General features: G+C 54.5%; 20 protein-coding genes. 7 read left to right on the top strand and 13 right to left on the bottom strand.

Annotation, left to right across the window (positions count from 1 at the left end; genetic code table 11):
* Positions 1 to 6: 6 nt before the first annotated feature.
* From HY751_02200 to HY751_02165, 8 genes are all read right to left on the bottom strand, one after another.
* On the bottom strand, positions 7 to 600 hold the full coding sequence (locus tag HY751_02200; protein MBI4665203.1) for a TetR/AcrR family transcriptional regulator: 594 nt from the start codon (positions 598 to 600) through the stop codon (positions 7 to 9).
* 129 nt (positions 601 to 729) lie between these two features.
* Complete coding sequence (locus tag HY751_02195) at positions 730 to 924, bottom strand: hypothetical protein (GenBank protein ID MBI4665202.1); 195 nt, start codon at positions 922 to 924, stop codon at positions 730 to 732.
* Positions 921 to 1,643: an ABC transporter ATP-binding protein gene (locus HY751_02190; GenBank protein ID MBI4665201.1), complete on the bottom strand. Its 723-nt coding sequence runs from the start codon at positions 1,641 to 1,643 to the stop codon at positions 921 to 923. The genes HY751_02195 and HY751_02190 overlap by 4 nt, the downstream gene beginning before the upstream one ends.
* A gap of 14 nt (positions 1,644 to 1,657) precedes the next feature.
* Positions 1,658 to 3,004: a hypothetical protein gene (locus tag HY751_02185; protein MBI4665200.1), complete on the bottom strand. Its 1,347-nt coding sequence runs from the start codon at positions 3,002 to 3,004 to the stop codon at positions 1,658 to 1,660.
* Between the two features lie 27 nt (positions 3,005 to 3,031).
* Positions 3,032 to 3,823, bottom strand: coding sequence for an outer membrane lipoprotein-sorting protein (locus tag HY751_02180; GenBank protein MBI4665199.1), 792 nt, complete (start codon positions 3,821 to 3,823; stop codon positions 3,032 to 3,034).
* A 2-nt stretch (positions 3,824 to 3,825) separates the two neighbouring features.
* Positions 3,826 to 5,049: an ABC transporter permease gene (locus HY751_02175; GenBank protein MBI4665198.1), complete on the bottom strand. Its 1,224-nt coding sequence runs from the start codon at positions 5,047 to 5,049 to the stop codon at positions 3,826 to 3,828.
* 12 nt (positions 5,050 to 5,061) lie between these two features.
* Positions 5,062 to 6,285 (bottom strand): ABC transporter permease, encoded by a 1,224-nt coding sequence (locus HY751_02170; GenBank protein MBI4665197.1) that lies wholly within the window; start codon positions 6,283 to 6,285, stop codon positions 5,062 to 5,064.
* A gap of 25 nt (positions 6,286 to 6,310) precedes the next feature.
* Positions 6,311 to 6,793: a DUF2141 domain-containing protein gene (locus HY751_02165; protein ID MBI4665196.1), complete on the bottom strand. Its 483-nt coding sequence runs from the start codon at positions 6,791 to 6,793 to the stop codon at positions 6,311 to 6,313.
* Between the two features lie 249 nt (positions 6,794 to 7,042).
* Here HY751_02165 and HY751_02160 point away from each other — a divergent pair, with 249 nt between their 5' ends.
* Entirely contained in the window at positions 7,043 to 7,438 is a 396-nt protein-coding gene (locus tag HY751_02160) for a transposase (protein ID MBI4665195.1), read from the top strand.
* Between the two features lie 82 nt (positions 7,439 to 7,520).
* Here HY751_02160 and HY751_02155 read toward each other — a convergent pair whose 3' ends face one another.
* Positions 7,521 to 7,826, bottom strand: a complete 306-nt coding sequence (locus HY751_02155; protein ID MBI4665194.1) for a HigA family addiction module antidote protein — start codon at positions 7,824 to 7,826, stop codon at positions 7,521 to 7,523.
* Between the two features lie 20 nt (positions 7,827 to 7,846).
* A complete protein-coding gene (locus HY751_02150; GenBank protein ID MBI4665193.1) occupies positions 7,847 to 8,131 on the bottom strand; it encodes a type II toxin-antitoxin system RelE/ParE family toxin in 285 nt (94 codons plus the stop codon).
* A 499-nt stretch (positions 8,132 to 8,630) separates the two neighbouring features.
* On the opposite strand from HY751_02150, the gene HY751_02145 reads away from it, so the two are divergent.
* Positions 8,631 to 9,527: a hypothetical protein gene (locus tag HY751_02145; GenBank protein ID MBI4665192.1), complete on the top strand. Its 897-nt coding sequence runs from the start codon at positions 8,631 to 8,633 to the stop codon at positions 9,525 to 9,527.
* Between the two features lie 103 nt (positions 9,528 to 9,630).
* On the opposite strand, the gene HY751_02140 is transcribed toward HY751_02145, so the two are convergent.
* The 3 genes from HY751_02140 to HY751_02130 form a co-directional block, all read right to left on the bottom strand.
* Positions 9,631 to 12,027: an ATP-dependent Clp protease ATP-binding subunit gene (locus HY751_02140; protein MBI4665191.1), complete on the bottom strand. Its 2,397-nt coding sequence runs from the start codon at positions 12,025 to 12,027 to the stop codon at positions 9,631 to 9,633.
* Between the two features lie 8 nt (positions 12,028 to 12,035).
* Positions 12,036 to 14,267 carry a tetratricopeptide repeat protein gene (locus tag HY751_02135; protein MBI4665190.1) on the bottom strand — a complete coding sequence of 744 codons (2,232 nt, stop codon included), beginning with the start codon at positions 14,265 to 14,267 and terminating at the stop codon, positions 12,036 to 12,038.
* A 102-nt stretch (positions 14,268 to 14,369) separates the two neighbouring features.
* On the bottom strand, positions 14,370 to 14,558 hold the full coding sequence (locus HY751_02130) for a hypothetical protein (GenBank protein ID MBI4665189.1): 189 nt from the start codon (positions 14,556 to 14,558) through the stop codon (positions 14,370 to 14,372).
* 198 nt (positions 14,559 to 14,756) lie between these two features.
* On the opposite strand from HY751_02130, the gene HY751_02125 reads away from it, so the two are divergent.
* The 5 genes from HY751_02125 (at position 14,757) to HY751_02105 (ending at position 17,325) form a co-directional block, all read left to right on the top strand.
* Complete coding sequence (locus tag HY751_02125) at positions 14,757 to 15,335, top strand: TetR/AcrR family transcriptional regulator (GenBank protein MBI4665188.1); 579 nt, start codon at positions 14,757 to 14,759, stop codon at positions 15,333 to 15,335.
* A gap of 120 nt (positions 15,336 to 15,455) precedes the next feature.
* Entirely contained in the window at positions 15,456 to 15,875 is a 420-nt protein-coding gene (locus tag HY751_02120; protein ID MBI4665187.1) for an SRPBCC family protein, read from the top strand.
* Between the two features lie 46 nt (positions 15,876 to 15,921).
* Entirely contained in the window at positions 15,922 to 16,413 is a 492-nt protein-coding gene (locus HY751_02115) for an SRPBCC family protein (protein ID MBI4665186.1), read from the top strand.
* Positions 16,414 to 16,459: 46 nt separating this feature from the next.
* On the top strand, positions 16,460 to 17,080 hold the full coding sequence (locus HY751_02110) for a sigma-70 family RNA polymerase sigma factor (protein MBI4665185.1): 621 nt from the start codon (positions 16,460 to 16,462) through the stop codon (positions 17,078 to 17,080).
* Complete coding sequence (locus HY751_02105) at positions 17,047 to 17,325, top strand: hypothetical protein (protein MBI4665184.1); 279 nt, start codon at positions 17,047 to 17,049, stop codon at positions 17,323 to 17,325. The genes HY751_02110 and HY751_02105 overlap by 34 nt, the downstream gene beginning before the upstream one ends.
* Positions 17,326 to 17,494 lie beyond the last annotated feature (169 nt).

The raw sequence follows: 17,494 nt of genomic DNA, 5'->3' as shown, positions 1-17,494 counted from the left end.
CGTATATCAGTTCTTCCCGAACGATCTTTCCAGCAATGGTTTTGCCAATGCCTGGAAATATTCGTCCATCCTGGTTGCGGACACGGGCGTTCTTCTGTCCAGCCACCATTTAATAACCGAGGTGAACGCCGAGGCAAGGTGATGGCAGAACAATTCGTCCGGAATTTCAATTGCGAATTTCCCACGCCGCTTTTTCTCCGTTTTCAGGCGCTCTGCAATTGTTTCAAATATTATCTTTTCCATCTGGCCCATGATAAGAAGGCCGGTTTGCCCTCCTGCGGTGGCTTGATATATTTGCCTATGATCGTACGCATGGGAGAACATCGCGCCGCTAAATGAAATTAATGCTGAACCAGGATAATCATTGCCGGAGTTGTGGGCGGAATTAAGGAGGCGGCGCAAGTTGTCAAACCCCTTAATCAGCAAATCGTCCTTATCCTTAAAGTGGGAATAGAACGTTGACCTGCCCACATTTGCGCGGTCCAAAATATCCTGCACCTTGATGGATTCGTAGCTACGTTCCTTGATAAGGGCGATTAGCGCATGGCTCAAAAGGCCCAGTGTTTTTTGAACCCGCCTATCGGGATTTTTCGAATCCATTATTCCGTTCCTAGCGCCGTTATTTGCCTTGCTGGGCATCTTACCAGAAGTATTGCGTGACATGAAACAAGCCGGCGGCATTTAAGCCGCGTGGACACGGCGAATGTCATTCCTGCGGAAAGAAATCCATCAGGAACCATGCATCTTTGCCATGAAGCCGATGACTTGCGCCGCCGCAAAATAGGCGATTCCCATCAGGCCCGCCGCAACCGCTATTGATATCGCGATTATTTTAACTCTTTGGTTCATTAACGCTTCCTCCATTTTATAACTGTCATATCCATATGCTTCCACACGGGGGATGGCAAGCTTGCCAACCGTCACCGGGAACAGCGCTGGCCAACACTTGCGCATGTTTCCTTCGACACTATTTTGTCTTCCAGGATCCTTCCGTCGAGCACGCTGATAACACGCCGCGCGTCCGCGACAATGCCGCGGTCATGGGTGGCGAAGACCAATGTAACCCTCTGTTCATCGTTGAGAGTTTGCATCAGTTCGATAATCTCGCGTCCTGTCTTTGAATCCAGGTTAGCGGTCGGCTCGTCAGAGAGGATGACGCTTGGGTTTGTCACAAGCGCTCGCGCTATGGCAACACGCTGGCGTTGCCCGCCGCTCAACTCCTCGGTTTTATGGTCCGCCCTGTCGCCCAGGCCCACGCGGTCCAAAATCGCGAGCACCCGGTCTCTGCGCTCTTTTTTCGGTGTCTTTTTCAGGATAAGCGGGAATTCAACGTTCCCATAGACGCTCAGCACCGGAATCAGGTTGAACGATTGGAAAATAAACCCAATCCGGTCGCGGCGTATCCGGGCCAGGCTACTGTCGTCCAGCTTGTTCACCGGCTCGCCGTCCATCAATATTTCGCCGGAGGTCGGCTGATCAAGCGCGCCCATAAGATGCAGCAAAGTGGACTTGCCACTGCCCGAAGGGCCGGTGATGGTCACATATTCGCCTTGCTCAACGGTCAGCGACGCGTCTCGCAAGGCGCTCACCGTTGTCTTTCCAAGCGTGTATTCTTTGCCGACCGATTTTAGTTGGATGTTCATACTTTCCTCCCCATTTAAAAACTGGCTTTTAAGCTGATTTCGAGCAATCCCCTGTACGGGTTGGCGCCGAACTCGGAGTCCATCCCGCCGGAGTAATCCAGATAAGAGACCTGCGCCTCGTAATAATCCGAGATGGCATAAGAGACTTCAGCTCGAGTGGAGTTGGATTTATCCTCCGCCACAATCACGCTTATGCCGAAGTTGTATTTCTCGCGATACTCTTTCTTGACGCTTGCCAGCAGATAGCGCCTGTTTAATCCGGCGAGGGTGAAATCACCCGATATAGCTTGTGCGGCGCTGTTGGCCAGCATTGCATCAACCGCCCGCAGATAGTTGCCCCGCTCATCGTTTGAATACCCTTGGCCGTTATATAAGTATTCGATAAACATGCTGGACTTGCCGCCAAGGCTGATTGACGAGCCTATGACTCCCTGGAAATAGCCTTCGCCTGTGTTCAGCGCGGAGCCTGCGGCCGAGTAATACGGCCTGTAATTACGGGCCACCCGAGCCCCTTCGGCGTATAGCGTCACGCCGGGCGCGGCCTCTGCCGCAAAGGAAGCGCCCAGCATCCTCTCAAAAGGCTTACCGGCTGAATATTCTTCTCCGTCAAAATAGTAAACGGCGAAATCAATGTCGGAGCCTGAATAGCCCAATTTCAGCCCCCAACGATATTTATCGCTGTTCCAATTCTCGTCGTAGTTGCGGGTGAGGATGATGTCAATCACTCCAATTGCGCCGCTGAAACTGCCCCAAACCAACGGCTGGCCTTCGGATTGATAGCCGGGATTTAGCGGGTCTCTTTGCGGAGCAACCACATTCACGGGGTTGAATCCCTGCGCGTGCCCCCAGTTGACGCGCCTCTTGCCGGCGCTCACGAATAACCGCTCGCTCCTCCAGTCAACGAAAAGCTCGTCAATCCGGGATTCCTTGCCGCGTTGCGTCCCGTCCGCTTCGTGATAATCTGGCCCTGCGGCGAAGCCTTTAAAAAGCCAGCGAAGCGTGTTTTCAGCGGCCATACTATCGGAAATGGTCACTCTGGTTTCGGCGGCTCCTGTGATCTCTTTAAGTTTCTGAATCCGGTTTCCTGGATTGACTCTGGAGTTCATGTTGATATCAGCGTTATACGCCTTGAAGAACACTTCGGCCCTCGCCTGCGGTTTGTTTCCGGCTATTCCTGATTCCACTGCGTCTTGATGCGGCAATTTGTTTTCGGCGCCAATCACAGCGAACGGATCGTCATTTCCAAACGCATCTTCCTGAACGCCGGAAGCGGACAAGGTTTCAGCCGCATGCGCAAGAGACGGCCGGCTCGTTTGCGAAGCAATCAATGCGGCGGCGAAGAGCAGGTAACTTGCTTTCATTGAATCCTCCGTGTTATCTCGCTTCCATCATCGTTTCATCAGGGCGCTGGGCGAAAAAGTGTCATCCGGATAAGTCACCTTTGGAGTATGCCTGGTGTAACAGAGAACAGTCTTCTTGTCCTTTTCCAGCACACTGCTCATTACAAACGTGTCCAGCATTCCCTTCAACTCCGGCGATGAGCATTTCAAGTCCAGCCGCTTTAACAATTGCCCGGAGAACGTGTAGTAATCGCGGCGCACAGGGAAGAAATCGCCTTTCCTCACCCAGTAAACGATCTTTGCGTATAAAGAGCTTTCGTCTTTCGCCAGCAGTTCCAGCTTGTACGTTTCAACATCCCGCAGTGTTTCCGTTCCAGCAAGAGCCGCCGTGTACTCGTGGCTTAAGCGTGGCGACAACAGGTCGGAGTTGGAAAAATCGCTGTTTGACAGGCTATTGGATTCGGATATTTTCATGGCCTTGTTGATGTTTGGCAAAAACAGCCAATAATTTTTCCTGCCGGATTGCAACATCTTCTCCCCCTCATTGCGGGGAGGATAAAGAGTCTCGGCCAGCACGTGATAATTGTCCTGATATTTAAGCTTCATTTTATATGTCGTCCGCAGTTCATTCTCCCGATAGACGAGCATGTCAAGCTCCACGATGGAATTCTTGAGCTTCAAATCCCAATGGTCGTCCGCCAGATCGAGTATCTGTAAGGCGGTAAGCTTACGCTCGCCAGCGTGGCCCGCCACCGATGGGCCAGAGATAAAAAACGCCGTGAGAATAACCGCCATAACGCGAGCCACAGCGCGAATAGTGAACAATTGATTATTTTTCATGATTACACCTCCGTGATTGCTTGAACCGGGCTGATTTCGGCGGACTCCGACGCTGGCCACCATGACGCTATCAACGCGACGATAAGCGGCATCGCAATTCCATAAACTGTTATCAGCGGATCCACCAGTGGGATAATGGCCAAATCCTGGCTTGTTCCGGGCGGCGGCGGCAGATGTAGCCCTCCGTGAGCCGCCATGACGAACGTCCACGCTGTCGCCACCAAAAAACCTGCCAAAGCCCCGGCTCCGCCAATGATGAGACCTTCGGTGAGAAACAGCCGCCGTACCTGCCCCTTCTCCATACCCATGGCGCGCATGGCGCCAATCTCGCTTTTGCGCTCCATAACGGCCATTGCCATCACGTTGCCGACTCCACCGCCGACCAGAATAAGCAGGACAAGGCCAACAATTCTTGATATGAAATTGAATGACGCTTTCGCGGTGGCGTACATCTGGATGAGTTCGGGATAGGCCCGCGTGGTGAATGGAATACCCTTGTTTGATATCACTGAGGTCACGCGGTCAATTACATCTGGAATCTTGTCGAAATCATTTACTCTCACAACGATCTGGGATACGCGGCCTGGCGCCCGGAGTAGCTTTTGAGCCTCGTCCAAACGCATTTCCAGATAGGTGGATGACGGGAAGTGGCGTCCGTTTTTTACTCCAGCCAAAGCGCCATAGGTGAGGTTCAAACCGCCGTGGAACGTCTGCACGACTATGGTCACCGGATCGCCGGTTTTGATTCCAAGCGAGTCGGCGAGATCGGCCCCTAAAACAACTCCGCCCGGTGTTTCATCCAAAGGCTTCCCGCTTGTAATCATATCCTCCTGCCGGGTGAGAGTATTTTTCAGCCGCGTTACATCCACCGCCACCCCATCGAAAAACGTGCTTTTAAGCCCTCTGCTGACCATGCCGGTGAATTTTAGTTTTCCAAAAGCGCCGCTTACCCCGGGCGCCACGCTGATCTCGTCTATGAGCGCGGCGCTGTTCTCCAGCGTCGTTTTCAGCGGTTCGGCCTTGCCTTTTTCCTTGTAATCCCTGTGCTCCACCTGGAACGCGCCCGTGTTTGAGTTGATTTCCAGCATTGCCCAGCCTCGTTGCATTCCATTTAAAAAATTTCCGGTGCAGATAATCACCAACACACCTAAAGTGATGGATATTTCCGCCAGAATCGTTCTGCGCTTGTTGCGCCAAAGATTCTTGTATGCAAGCTCAAAAAACACGGCCGCCTCCTTTCAGCGGTAATTGAGGGATTCGATTACGCTCATCCTGGTTGCCAAACGGATGGGCGCGGTGGCTGCCGCCATGATGGCTATAATTGGAACCACAGCCGACGCGGCGAAACTGATTGCCGTCAGCGTTGGGCGCACCAGCTGGTTCAAAAAACTCCCGAGCGGGACGCCAAAATGAGACGCGGAGAAAATCAGCGCCGCTCCAAGGGCCAGCCCGGCCAGCGTTCCAACAGCTCCGGTAATCGCCGCCTCGTAATAAAGCAATTGGCGGATTTCCAGCTTGCGCATTCCAATGGCGCGCAGTGAGCCGATTTCATTTATACGCTCGAAGAACGCCATCAGGAGCGCATTGCTTGTTATTACTCCAAGCATCAGCGCCAGAATGAACATGATCACCACGTTTATTCCATTGAGCATTCCCACAATCTGGCTGTAGGTCTTGCTCTCGTACCAGGGAACAACTCTCCAAGGCAGGTTTTGCGATTCAAATTGCCTGTTCAGGCTCTCCGCGACTTCAGGAACGTTATTGATATCGTCCAGCCGAACCAGCAGTTGTGTCGCCCCTTCGCCTATATCCAGAAGGTTCTCTTTCATGCTCTTGCCCATCCCGGCCACTATCAGGCTTTGTTCAACTATGGGGTCTTGCGGGAAAGTCACAATCCCCCGGATATGAGCAAGCGCGCTACTTTGTTCTCCATGAACAGTTTTGGACAATAGAGCCACTTCATCACCGATGTTCAGGGCAAGGCTCTGCGCAAGCGCCTTTCCGATCAATACTCCATCGGGATCGGCGGGTAACAATGGTTCCCCGGCGGTCAGGTTATTTGCGTAGTCGGGAAGCACTTTGCTTAAAGTTTCAAAACTGGAGATAGTCGCAAAGAAAGTTGTGCTCTTGTCGTCCTTGCCAATCAACCCGCCTGTCAAAACTCTCGGCATGACGGCAATAACATGCGGATTTCGCCCCACCTCGTCCGCAAGCTCGCGAAAATCCTTAATCAGAATCTTCTCCTGATCCGTGATTGCGTATTTCTTGTAGTCGCGGTGCTCTATTCTCAAGTGGCCGTCAATTTGGTTTACCAGCGAGCCGGACATGCTGGCGGTTACGCCGTCTGTAAACCCGTTGGTGAGAGCCATCATGCTAACGCCAACGCAGATGACGGCTATCGTGGACAATGTCCGCCTGCGATTGCGCTTGAGATTGCCAAATGCGATCTTTAGAAATGTCATGATCCGTATCTTCCTTTATGCGACGTCACCGGACGGTGATATCCAGTGGTTTGCCGCCTGGCGCGAAAGCAAACTTAAGTTTTGCGAAGCTTGGCAATCCCGAGAACAGCGACATCTTAAAACCGTTTGAAAATCCCAGCGGCTCCGCCGGCATGTGGAGCATGTTGTGATCCAGATCGCCATTGCCGTCTTCGTCGTGAAACACAGTGACAGCGTAGGTTCCGTATTTAAGATCGGGAATAGCGAAAACGGCCTTTCCATTGGAAATATTCGCCATTACGCGGATTGACGGCTTCCGGAATATATCCTCCCCCTCGCGGAACAGGTTTGCGACAGCCACGCCTCGGTCATGTATGAATCCGCTGGCGTTGACAACCAGAACATCCGTTTTAGCGCTTGCCTTCACGGCGGACGTATGGTTCTCCGCAATGGCGGGAGCCGCGATTAAAAGAGTCGCCAAAAGCAGACCGTGGAAAATAAAGCGTAATTTGTCCGGCGCGGCGGTCATACCTAGTCCTCCAAACAATAGTTAAATAACGAACACATATTCTGAAACAAACATAGTGCTTGTATCGTTGAAAAGGAAGAACAGGTGTGGCGGTCTTGTTCGCAACCGGACATACCGCGTAAAGATGTTCAGGAAAAGTAGATATTATTCGAGCGTATATCCCAAAATTGGCGGGATATTATGACCTTCACCAGATGATTGGAGCGTTTTCAAGGCGCGTGCCCTTAGAATACTTAAAGGAGGATTCGCATGAAGGAACGGTTAACGGGAGAGCGGATCATCGGGATATTGAAGGAATCCGAGGCTGGCAAAAAAAACATAATACCTTTGCCGCCAGCGCGGCATTACCGGGCATGCTGTTTGGCTGGAATCGCCGGTTCCACGTTTCATTATGAGGTTGATGATTCCGGCAAGGACGACACGTTGCGGAAACGGATGCGTGAACTGGCGGCCAGGAACCGGCGGTTTGGTTTGCCCAGGTTGCATGCGATGTTACGGGCGGAGGGGCTGGAGACAAACCACAAACGGAGCGAGCGGATATACCACGAGGAGGGGCTATCCTTGCGGACGAAACGCCGCAACCGGAAGATGCCCGCGCTCCGGAAAATTGGGAGAAGGTCAATTGCCCATTTTCTCCCTTCCTAGGGAGCCATTCAAAATCTTGGCCGCAGAACCTTTTCCAACCTGCTGGCGGAAATCATTTACCGTGTAACGATGGATTCTCTTCTTAACGAGTGATCAACTGTGGCGTAAAAGCGGGAATCCGCTCATACTCTTTGTGATGTTCGGTCTCGGCTTTTTGCAGGTCGAAGGCCGATTGCCAGTTCATCCAGTATTCAGCGGACGTTCCCAGATATTTCGCCAGCCGCATGGCGGTGTCGGGGGTGATCCCTCTTTTACCGTTGACCAGTTCGTTCACCCGCAGATAGCTGATGCCGGTTTCCCGGGCGAGCTGGGTTTGCGTGATACCCAGGGGCTCCAGATACTCTTCCCGGAGAATTATCCCGGGATGTTCGACTTTCAATCCAATCATTTCCCTTGTCTCCTCATGGCTTAGTGATAGTCCACTATCTCCACGTCGTAAGCGTTGCTTCCCTCGAACCGGAAGCATATTCGATATTGGTTGTTTATCCTGATGCTGTATTGACCTTTTCGGCTCCCTTTAAGCGCCTCAAGCTGGTTGCCCGGTGGAACTTTAAGGTCATTCACATCCACGGCGAAATGTAGCATCTGCAACTTTCTTGATGCGGCATTCTGTATCTGCCCCGCAAGGAGTCCCGACGCTTTTCCTTTCCGGAAAAATGCTTCGGTCCGTTTGCAGGCAAACGTTATTATCATGGAATAGATTATAATGGAAAGCATAATAGCACGCAAGGATTCCGGTGGTGTCCCAGTTTGAATCTCAAATAATAGACAGATCCTTCACTTCGCTTGCGCTTCGTTCAGGATGACAATGTTATCAACTGCTTTTATATTGTCATTTTGGGCGTAAGTGAAGGATCTCTCCTGTACTTTCAAACTGAGACACTACCAGGATCCTGGAACTGGATTATTAAGATTCAAAAAGCTGTTTAAAGCCCTGACAATCCACCTTCCATTGCCCGTTTTCTCCCTTCCTAGGGAACCAAGACACCTCCAAACTGGGCGCTTGGCTCCAGTTTCACAATTCCCCCGTGTTACGGAAATTAGGAAGGGTATCCGTGATTTGAATCTACGATGCGGTAATCCACCCCCCCCCACCAGCGATGAATGGAAAGACGGCGGGTTTAACAACACATTCAACATTTTCCCCGGCGTATGTATAATCAATGGAAAATTACTTTCATTTGCGAGGCCCATGCCGGAAAAAAAAGTGGTATATACTCCACCCGCCGAGATAAGGGCGCTTACCAATGACGAGCGCCGCATTGTTGAGGATTTTCACAAGCTTTATTACCGGGTGTGGAGAGACGGAAGGTTTACGCTTGACGTTTCGTGGTTGGGCTATTTCGCCATAAAAAATCCGCTGGATCTCTGGATATATCAGGAAATAATAACCGAGCGCCAGCCTGACATAATTCTGGAAACAGGCACCCTGATGGGCGGAAGCGCTTATTTCATGGCGTGCATATGCCAGCTTTTGGGAAAAGGCAGGGTGATAACCGTGGACGTTAAAGGCGAGCAGACAGTGGGAAGCTGGCGCCCGGTCCATCCGCTGATCACTTACATGAGAGGTTTCTCCACGGATCCGGCTATCGTAGAGGCGGTACAAAAAGAGTGCGAGGGGAAGACCGTGATGGTCATCCTGGACTCCGACCATTCAAGGAAAAACGTTAACGCCGAGCTGGCCGCTTACGCTCCTTTGGTTTCCGTGGGGCAGTACCTTATCGTTGAGGATTCCAATGTGAACGGCCATCCCGTATTACCTGAGCATGGCGAAGGGCCGTATGAAGCCATCGAGGATTTCCTTTCAGCTAATCTGGATTTCGTTACCGATCTTGCCCGGGAGCGTTTCATGTTCACCCTTAACCCGAACGGTTATCTTCTTCGCGTGGGCAACCACGCCGCCGGGGTGTTCGACGAGCTGGCCACGTTGAGCGTGGCCGATGACGCGCTGAAGAGGGGGAACCTCGAAAAAGCCGTTAAGGCGCTGGCCGAGGGTTTGCGGCAAAATCCGGGTTCGGCGGCGATCGCGGAAACCCTGGCGGCGTTAAAGGATAAAGTGGCGGGAGGCCTTCCACCCGGCCCGGTCTGATATCTCAGAACGGAACATCCCACTAAAATTATTATTGCCCATCATGTGGCACGGGTTAAATGCCTTAGGGAGCCAAATCATTTCAATCCCCCGCATCTATCCATCAAGCGTTCTCCGCCGCTTGCTTCGCTGTTTTAACGAAAGTTATTTCATCACCCCGGACCTTCATAGTTATAGTGTCGCCGCCGGTTATCTCGCCTTTTAGAAGATATTCGCTCAAAGGTTTGTCCACCAGTGTTTCCATGACGCGGCGCAGATGTCTTGCGCCATAGGTTGGGTCGAACCCTTTGCTGGCGATAATATTGATAGCGTCATCGTCCGCATTAAAAGCAATGGAACGTCGCGCCAGAATCTCGCCAATGCCCGACAGGGCCATGCGGGCGATGGAGCGGATGCCATCTTCATCCAGTGGATTGAACACCACCACGTCGTCTATACGGTTGATCAGCTCTGGCCGGAAGCGTTCCGCCAGGGCCATCAAGTAACCCTTGCGGCTATCATCGTTTTCCACGTCATGACTGGTGAATCCCAAGGGTCGTTCCCGAACCTTGTTGGAGCCGATGTTACTGGTCATCACGAACACCGCGTGGGAAGCGTCCACCGTGCGCCCCTTGCCGTCGGTCAACCGCCCGTCATCGAAGACTTGCAGGAACAGGTCCCACACCTGCGGATGGGCCTTCTCCACCTCATCAAGGAGCACCAGTGAGTAAGGGCGCTTCTTCAACGCCCCGGTCAACTGCCCCTCTTCATCGTGCCCCACGTAGCCGGGAGGCGCGCCCGTCAGCCGCGCCACGGTGTGGGCTTCCATGAATTCGCTCATGTCTATGCGTATCATGCCGCGTTCGTCGCCAAAGAGCGCCATGGCCAACTGTTCGGCCAGGTATGTTTTGCCAACTCCGGTGGGCCCCATGAACAGAAAGACACCCACCGGTTTGCCTGGGTCGCGCAGGCCCGCGCCCGAAACGCGCAAACGGGCTGATACGGCCCTCACGGCATTGTCCTGCCCCACAACGCGGGCCAGCAGGATTTCTTCGAGATCAAGAAACCGGGCGGACTGGCCGTTTTCAGCTTCCGTAACGTTTATCCCTGTGCGCTCGGCCACAACTTCCGCCACGGCCCGCGCCGTGACAGGCCCCAGGGGTTTAGCGCCAGTTGAAGGGCCAAGCGTTTCCACCTTTATCATGGAGCAGGCTTCATCCAGCAGATCTATGGCTTTGTCGGGCAATCGCCGGTCCTTTAAATATCGCGCCGAAAGGCGCACCGCCGCTTCCACGGCTGTGTCTTCTATCACCATCCCGTGATGAGACTCAAACGCAGGTTTTACCCCGCGCAGGATTTCCAGGGCTTCATCTTCCGACGGCTCGTTGATGACCACCTTCATGAACCGCCGCGCCAGCGCCGGGTCTTTCTCGATGCGCCGCTCGTATTCGTCGAAAGTGGTGGCCCCGATGCATCGCATGGAACCCCGGGCCAGCGCCGGTTTTAATATGTTGGCCGCGTCCAGCCCGCCTCCGCCGCCATCCCCGGCGCCTATGAGGGTGTGCAACTCGTCCAGAAACAGGATAAGCTTCGGGTCGGCCTCGGCGGCGGATACGATGCGGTTTAAACGCTCCTCAAAATCCCCCCGGTATTTTGTGCCAGCGATGAGGGCGCTCATGCGGATTTCCACAACCCTGCAATCCCGCAACGCCGGGGTTATGGCCCCTTGGGCGATGCGGAGCGCCAGCCCTTCCACCACGGCGGTTTTGCCCACGCCCGCCTCGCCTACAAGCGCGGGGTTGGATTTCGTCTTTCTCGTAAGGACCCGTTCGATCCGCGAAAGTTCTTCCCGGCGGCCAATGAGAGGGTCTATCCTGCCCGCCTTGGCCAGCGCCGTAAGGTCCCGCCCGAGCGTTCTAAGGTCGTTCTCGGCGGACCCTGCGGGAGCTTCCCCCGGTGACACCGTATCTTGCGATAACGGCTCCGCGCCGGGCTGGGGAGGTGGAGCAAGAGCGCCGTTGGCCTGTTCCGCCAGCCGTTCCAGCGCGGGAAGCTCCGCGTTCAGTTCCCGGAACAGCCGTTTGATAATTGGCGTGGGGGATTCGCAAACGGCTTCCAGCAAATGTACGGTGTTTACAGCCGGGGCCCGGAAAGCCGTGGCGATGGCGTTTCCACGGTCGAACATTTTCTTGAGGAGCGCGTCGCGGTGGACCACCTTTTCGCCGGACCAATCGTAAGCCCCGACTCCCACAATCTGGCGCAACCGGCGTCTTGCGGCCACCCGGTCTATCCCCGATTGGGAGAGCAGGCGGTTTACGGTTTCCACCTCCATGCGCAATATCTGCTCGTCCGCCGGGGCAAGCTGGCCCGAGCGCTCAATATATCCGGCGGCCTCGGCAAGCTTCATCAGGCCGCAAAGATATTGTTCCGGGGCGATGCGCGCCATGCGGGCGCCGGTGGTTTCCATCACCGCTATTTGCCATGCGGCTACCACACCGGGCGAATAGGGAAGCATCTTCATCGGGCGTGTTACCTCGCCTGGGCCAGCTTTGCTTTAATCTCGGCCAGAACCTGCCGCGCCCCGTCGGCCCAGGCTTTCTGTTCCGGTGGCGCTACGGCCAGGTACTTCTCGTAAGCCTCCCTGGCGGTCTTCAAATCGCCAAGGTTATAGCTGGCCCAGCCCAGGTTGTTCCAGGCCACCACATAATCCGGGGCGCTGGAAATCGAGCGGCGGTAACATTCAGCGGCTTTCGTAAAATCGCCGGATTTCTCATGCCAGATGCCAAGCCCGCACAGGGCTGGCCCGTAGCCTTGCCGCATGGCGTTGGCTTTGTCCAGAAACGGTTTTGCCGCGGCCAGCCGCCCCAGGTTGAGATTGGCCAGCCCCCGGTTGTACACCGCCTCGGGCATGTCCGCCATCAGCTTCTGGTAACGCTCTTCCTCGCCGCGAAGGCTGGCGGCGTTCCCTTTCGCGGTTTCCACATGCTGGGCCAGTTCCGGCGTGGCGTATTGCGCGAACTTTTCGAAAGCGTCGGCGGCATCGCCATAAATGGTGGCGTTGGCCAGTAGCAGGCCGTAATTGTAATAAGCGCTGGGGTCTTTCGGATCGGCCTTGATGGCCGCTTCGTACCATGAGCAGGCGCCGTCCAGATACCCCGCCCTCTCATAAGCAATGCCAAGGTTGAACCGGACCATTGAATGTTTCGGATCCATCGCGGCGCATTCCTGCCAGGCCTCCACCGCGCCCTGCATATTCCCCAGCATCCTGAATGAATTGCCCAGCCCGTAAAGGTAATGCGGATTGCTGGGAGCAAGCCTCACCGCCTGCTGGAAAAAAAGGAACGCCTCCTCGGGTTTTTTGCCCCTCTCCAGCGATACGCCCAGAGCGTAATGGTGGCCGGGGTTGGAGGAGTCTTTTTCCACCGCTTTCCGGATTATGGTGATGGCCTCTTCGTTGCGGCCCGTTTCGGAGAGGATGATCCCCAGCGTTTCGTACGCTCCAGCCAGCTCCGGCTTGAGCGAGATGGCCTTGCGATAGGCCTTTTCCGCCTCGTCCAGTTTCCCTTCTTCCTTTAAGATAGCGCCGTAGTTGGCGTAGGCCTCCGCCATGTCCGGGTTCAGCTTGAGCGCCTTGGCGTATGCCTTTACCGCTTCCTTGTAAATTCCCTTGTGGGCCAGCGAAGCCCCGGCGTTCAGATAGACCACGGGATAATCCGGATCCAGCTCTATGGCTTTCTTGTATTCCCTCAAGGCCTGGTCGTGCAGGCCCAGCTCCGCGAAGGACACTCCCCTTTCGCAATGGTCCTTCGCCTCGAACACCCTGCCAACCGGCGGCTCCGGCACGGGCATGTTGGGCATTTCCCGCTCCCACAGCTGAACCAGCGTGTCCCTAAGCTCCACAAACCCGCTGGCCGGGTCGCTCCCGCCGAAACGCTTTGCCGGATTTTTATCAAGACAGCGCTGGATTATGGGCCAAAGCATGTTTTTTAGCGGTTCCGGGGTCTGTTTTAAGTGGGCCGAACGCCAGTCGCCGTCATCGGATACTATCGGAAGCTGGCCCTTAGCCGCCATCTGATAGAGAGTGACGCCAAAACTGTATATGTCGCTCCGCACATCCGTCTCCCCTTCGAACTGCTCGGGGGCCATCCATGGCGGGGTGCCCGCCACCACTTTTCCGTTACCGGCATTTATGAACGAAAGCCCATGCGCGGCTTGGGGAGAGCCTTGGGAGTCCGCGGGCGGGGCGGCCAGCTTGCCAATCCCCGCCAAATCAAAATCGCTGACCTTCAGATCCCCGGTCCGGGTGACCATCAGGTTATCGGGTTTGATGTCCCGGTGGGGGGTGATCCCCTTCAACCGGGCGTGTTCGATGGCGTCACAGAACTGCACACCCCACCGTAAAGCTTTTTCCAGGGATATCTTGCCACGGAGATAATGGGTAAGGTTGTTGCGGTCCTCCTGATCGGGGGCAATGTATTCAAGGCCCAGGTAAAGCCGCCCGCCCAGCTGGAATACGCCATACGCCTGTACCACGTTGGGGTGCCTGTCCAGATGGATCCACGCCAGCGCGCCCCGCTTGAAACTGTCCAGAAGGGCCTTGTCGTAAAAGAAGCCCTCCTGATAGGTCTTGAGGGCCAGCACGCCCCCTTTTTCGTGGTCGTAGCAAACATAGACCACGCCCATCCCGGATTTTCCGGCTCCCCCGAAAATCCGGTGTATCTCGAAACGTCCCCCGATGCGTTCTCCGATTTCAAAAGGCATGAGATATATCCCCCCTTTCGATATGGTAGCAGAAGCGGTTAATCCGGTCTTTAATTTGTATGTTAAGGAGGATGCGGACGGTGGCTGGCGCTGGTAATTAAACTATTCGCCGGAGCGCTGGCGTTTAAAATCGTCCACACCTTGCCCCAATAAAACAGCCCCTTTCATACCGCCGAAGGTTTCTTCCTTTAGTTTAACGGCGAAGACTTTTTCATAAAATCCTACGGCGCGCTGATAATTGGCGGCGGGTATTTCGAACCAAACCGCCACATGACCCCTCTTTGAGCCCATAACGTTGACCTCCTTCAAAGGATTTCCGGTTAAAAACAGTCACGACATGAGGGAATGTAACAGACCGCTCCTGACAGCGTGGCGTCAGGACTGTTGCGCCTGAAAAACCCGGATGGGAGGCCCCCGGCTGTTGGAAGATAAATGGGAATTGACATATCAAAATGAACGTTTATATAATAATGGCCGGAGGGTCAGGAAATGCCGCGAGCTAAAGAATACGACAGGGACGAGGTGCTGGAACAGGCCGCGCTCGTTTTCTGGAGCAAAGGGTTCGAAGCGGCCTCCATGGCCGATCTGGTGGCCGCCACGGGGCTGAACACCTTCAGCATGTACCGGGAGTTCGGCAGTAAAGAAGGGCTTTTCGAGGCTTCGCTTGACAGCTATTACCACACCGTGCTGACGCGGGCCGTGAACGGCCTCCGGGAAACTCCAGGGTTGCCGTCCATCAAAGAGTTTCTTTTCGCGTTCCCGCCAATAATGGCCACCAGGGATTACAAGGGCTGTCTGTATGTGAACACCTTGACCGAAAAGAGCGTGGTGAACGACAGGGCCATCACCCGGGTGGCGGGTTTTTGCGCGGAGCTGACAGGCCTGCTGGAGGACGCCATCAAGGCCGCCCAGAAGAAAGGCGAAATAGCTTCGGGCAAAAACGCGAAGGCGCTGGCCAACTATTTTTTAATGGTGGTCCAGGGGTTGAGTATCTACGGCAGGGTGGTTAAGGACAGGAAGATGATTCATAAAGTGGTGGAAACCGCCCTGTCCGCGCTGGAGGGGTGATTTTTTGGGCCATAAAACAAAACGTGCGTTTTGCTATGTAAGATTTCAGGGGCTCCCGCCACTAACAAGGGGAGACTCTGGCTAAACAGGTCGAATTACCCTTAAAAAGAGGAGAGGGAAATGAAAGAGATAGTGGGCGTGATGGTTAAGCTTTCGGTTCCGGCCGAGAAGGTGTGGAAGGTTATCGCTTCCGTGGGGGGTGTGGATAAATGGTCGCCGATGATCACTTCTTGCAGGGTGGAGGGGGCTGGGCCCGGCTCCAAAAGGTTCTGCGAAATGGGCGACGGGACAAAACTGAACGAAGTTGTGGACGAGATAGACGAGAGCCATAAACGGTTCAAATACCGGATCACCAGCGGTTTGCCGGTGGAAGGTTACGAAGGAACGATAGAGGTGAAGGCCGTGGACGGCGGGGCCACCCAGGTTACCTGGTGGTCGGCTTACGCCGCCGGGGCGGACGTGGCCGAGGGAATGCGCCAGATGATAAGGGAGGCCCTGGGGGCTTCGCTTCTGGGTTTGGAGAAATATTGCCGCAACTAGGCCACGTTAAAAGCGGATAACGCTTCCAATAAATTCAGGAGGAGCCATGACGGAGTTCAAGCTTGAGAAACTGGTGGACGCGCCCCGGAGCGAAGTGTGGCAAAAGCTTTCCGATTTCGGCAACGTTCATGTGTTTCACCCCATGGTGGAGAAATCCACGTTACATAGCGCCGTTAAATGCGGCGTTGGCGCCAAGAGGACTTGCGAGTTCTATAACGGCCAGGGGCATGTGGATGAAGAGGTGACCGGATGGAAAGAGGGCGAATCCATGACCGTAGCAATAAGGGACGGAAGCATGCCCCTAAAGGAGGGGGTGGTCCATTTCGATTTGAAGGACGCGGGGCAGGGCAAGACCCTGCTCACCTTGTCTGTCCATTTCGAAATGAAAGGCGGGATATTCGGGAAGATCATGGGGCCGGTGATGATGAGACCGATGATGAGGAAGATGCTGGGCCAGGTTGTTGACGGGCTGGAAAAGCATCTGCGGACGGGTAAATATATCGGCCTCAACGGAAAGCTGGAGCCGGGGTTGTCTTAAGGACAGGCGGCGTTCTCATTAGAAATAGGGCGCGCCATAACGGCAAATGCCAAGAGGATGTGTGACGGGGGACATGGCGGAAGCGTGGGATGTAAGCTCGGCCGGGTTCATTAAAAAAGTGGTGGCGCAAGACGCGGCCTCCATTGAGCGGCTGGTGCGGGCTTACACCAGGCACTTGCATAACGCGGCGGTGGGGATGGGTTTCGACCCGGAAACCGCCAAGGAAATGGTTCAGGACACCTGGATCACGTTCTATGAGAAGGTACCCGCCTTTGAGGGGCGTTCCAGCGTCCGCACGTTTATATTCGCCATTCTTTACAGGAAGGGGCTTGAGAAGTGCCGGGAGCTGGCGAAACTGCGGAAACACGACCCCGTGGACGATGTTGTGGCGGCGAGGTTCGATTTACGGGGCCATTGGGTGAGGCCGCCCGCCAGCCCCGAGGAATTTGTTTTAGCCGCGGAGACATCGGAAAAGTTCCATGCGTGTCTCGAAAAGCTTCCATTAACCCAGCGGGCCGCGTTCACGCTGAAGGAAGTGGACGACCTGGAGAGTGAAGAAATCTGTAATACCCTGGGGATTACCGTCACTAATCTTGGAGTGCTACTTTACAGGGCGCGAAACAGGTTGCGGGAGTGCCTCGAGGTAAAATCGGGCTGGAAGAGCTAAAAGTCATGATGTCGTGCAAGGAAGTTGTCGAAAACCTTGGCTCCGGGAAAGAGCTTTCCCATATGGGTAAGTTGAAACAGATGGCGCATCTTTTCATGTGCGGCCCCTGTTCCAGATATTGGGGGCACATGCGAGCCCTGCGCGGCGCCGTAAGGAAATATTTCTCTGACGGGCCATCCCTCACGGACGCGGAAAGCAAAAGCCTGGAGGACAGGATTATCGCCAGGCTGTTAGGGAAAACGTGAAACGCCAAAAAGAGGGCCGTGGCGCATTTTGGGTGAATGAATTGACAAAACCTCATAATGCGTATAATAAATTATTCTTTGAGTTAAAAGGATATGGGGCAATAAAGATGACGCTGAAGGCCGGGGATTACGCCGGAAGGCGCGCATAAAGGGCATCCGAGCCTGCCCG

This window comes from Nitrospinota bacterium (assembly GCA_016208975.1).
In the GTDB taxonomy this organism is placed as follows: domain Bacteria; phylum Nitrospinota_A; class UBA7883; order UBA7883; family JACRLM01; genus JACQXA01.
Note: the sequence above shows the minus strand (reverse complement) of the source record. Positions and strands in the feature narration are given on the sequence as shown.

Excerpts from the sequence above, each read along its gene's own strand:
- HY751_02200 (MBI4665203.1), bottom strand. The coding sequence starts at position 600 with ATGGATTCGAAAAATCCCGATAGGCGGGTTCAAAAAACACTGGGCCTT.
- HY751_02190 (MBI4665201.1), bottom strand. The coding sequence starts at position 1,643 with ATGAACATCCAACTAAAATCGGTCGGCAAAGAATACACGCTTGGAAAG.
- HY751_02185 (MBI4665200.1), bottom strand. The coding sequence starts at position 3,004 with ATGAAAGCAAGTTACCTGCTCTTCGCCGCCGCATTGATTGCTTCGCAA.
- HY751_02180 (MBI4665199.1), bottom strand. The coding sequence starts at position 3,823 with ATGAAAAATAATCAATTGTTCACTATTCGCGCTGTGGCTCGCGTTATG.
- HY751_02170 (MBI4665197.1), bottom strand. The coding sequence starts at position 6,285 with ATGACATTTCTAAAGATCGCATTTGGCAATCTCAAGCGCAATCGCAGG.
- HY751_02165 (MBI4665196.1), bottom strand. The coding sequence starts at position 6,793 with ATGACCGCCGCGCCGGACAAATTACGCTTTATTTTCCACGGTCTGCTT.
- HY751_02160 (MBI4665195.1), top strand. The coding sequence starts at position 7,043 with ATGAAGGAACGGTTAACGGGAGAGCGGATCATCGGGATATTGAAGGAA.
- HY751_02155 (MBI4665194.1), bottom strand. The coding sequence starts at position 7,826 with ATGATTGGATTGAAAGTCGAACATCCCGGGATAATTCTCCGGGAAGAG.
- HY751_02150 (MBI4665193.1), bottom strand. The coding sequence starts at position 8,131 with ATGATAATAACGTTTGCCTGCAAACGGACCGAAGCATTTTTCCGGAAA.
- HY751_02145 (MBI4665192.1), top strand. The coding sequence starts at position 8,631 with ATGCCGGAAAAAAAAGTGGTATATACTCCACCCGCCGAGATAAGGGCG.
- HY751_02140 (MBI4665191.1), bottom strand. The coding sequence starts at position 12,027 with ATGAAGATGCTTCCCTATTCGCCCGGTGTGGTAGCCGCATGGCAAATA.
- HY751_02135 (MBI4665190.1), bottom strand. The coding sequence starts at position 14,267 with ATGCCTTTTGAAATCGGAGAACGCATCGGGGGACGTTTCGAGATACAC.
- HY751_02130 (MBI4665189.1), bottom strand. The coding sequence starts at position 14,558 with ATGGGCTCAAAGAGGGGTCATGTGGCGGTTTGGTTCGAAATACCCGCC.
- HY751_02125 (MBI4665188.1), top strand. The coding sequence starts at position 14,757 with ATGCCGCGAGCTAAAGAATACGACAGGGACGAGGTGCTGGAACAGGCC.
- HY751_02120 (MBI4665187.1), top strand. The coding sequence starts at position 15,456 with ATGAAAGAGATAGTGGGCGTGATGGTTAAGCTTTCGGTTCCGGCCGAG.
- HY751_02115 (MBI4665186.1), top strand. The coding sequence starts at position 15,922 with ATGACGGAGTTCAAGCTTGAGAAACTGGTGGACGCGCCCCGGAGCGAA.
- HY751_02110 (MBI4665185.1), top strand. The coding sequence starts at position 16,460 with ATGCCAAGAGGATGTGTGACGGGGGACATGGCGGAAGCGTGGGATGTA.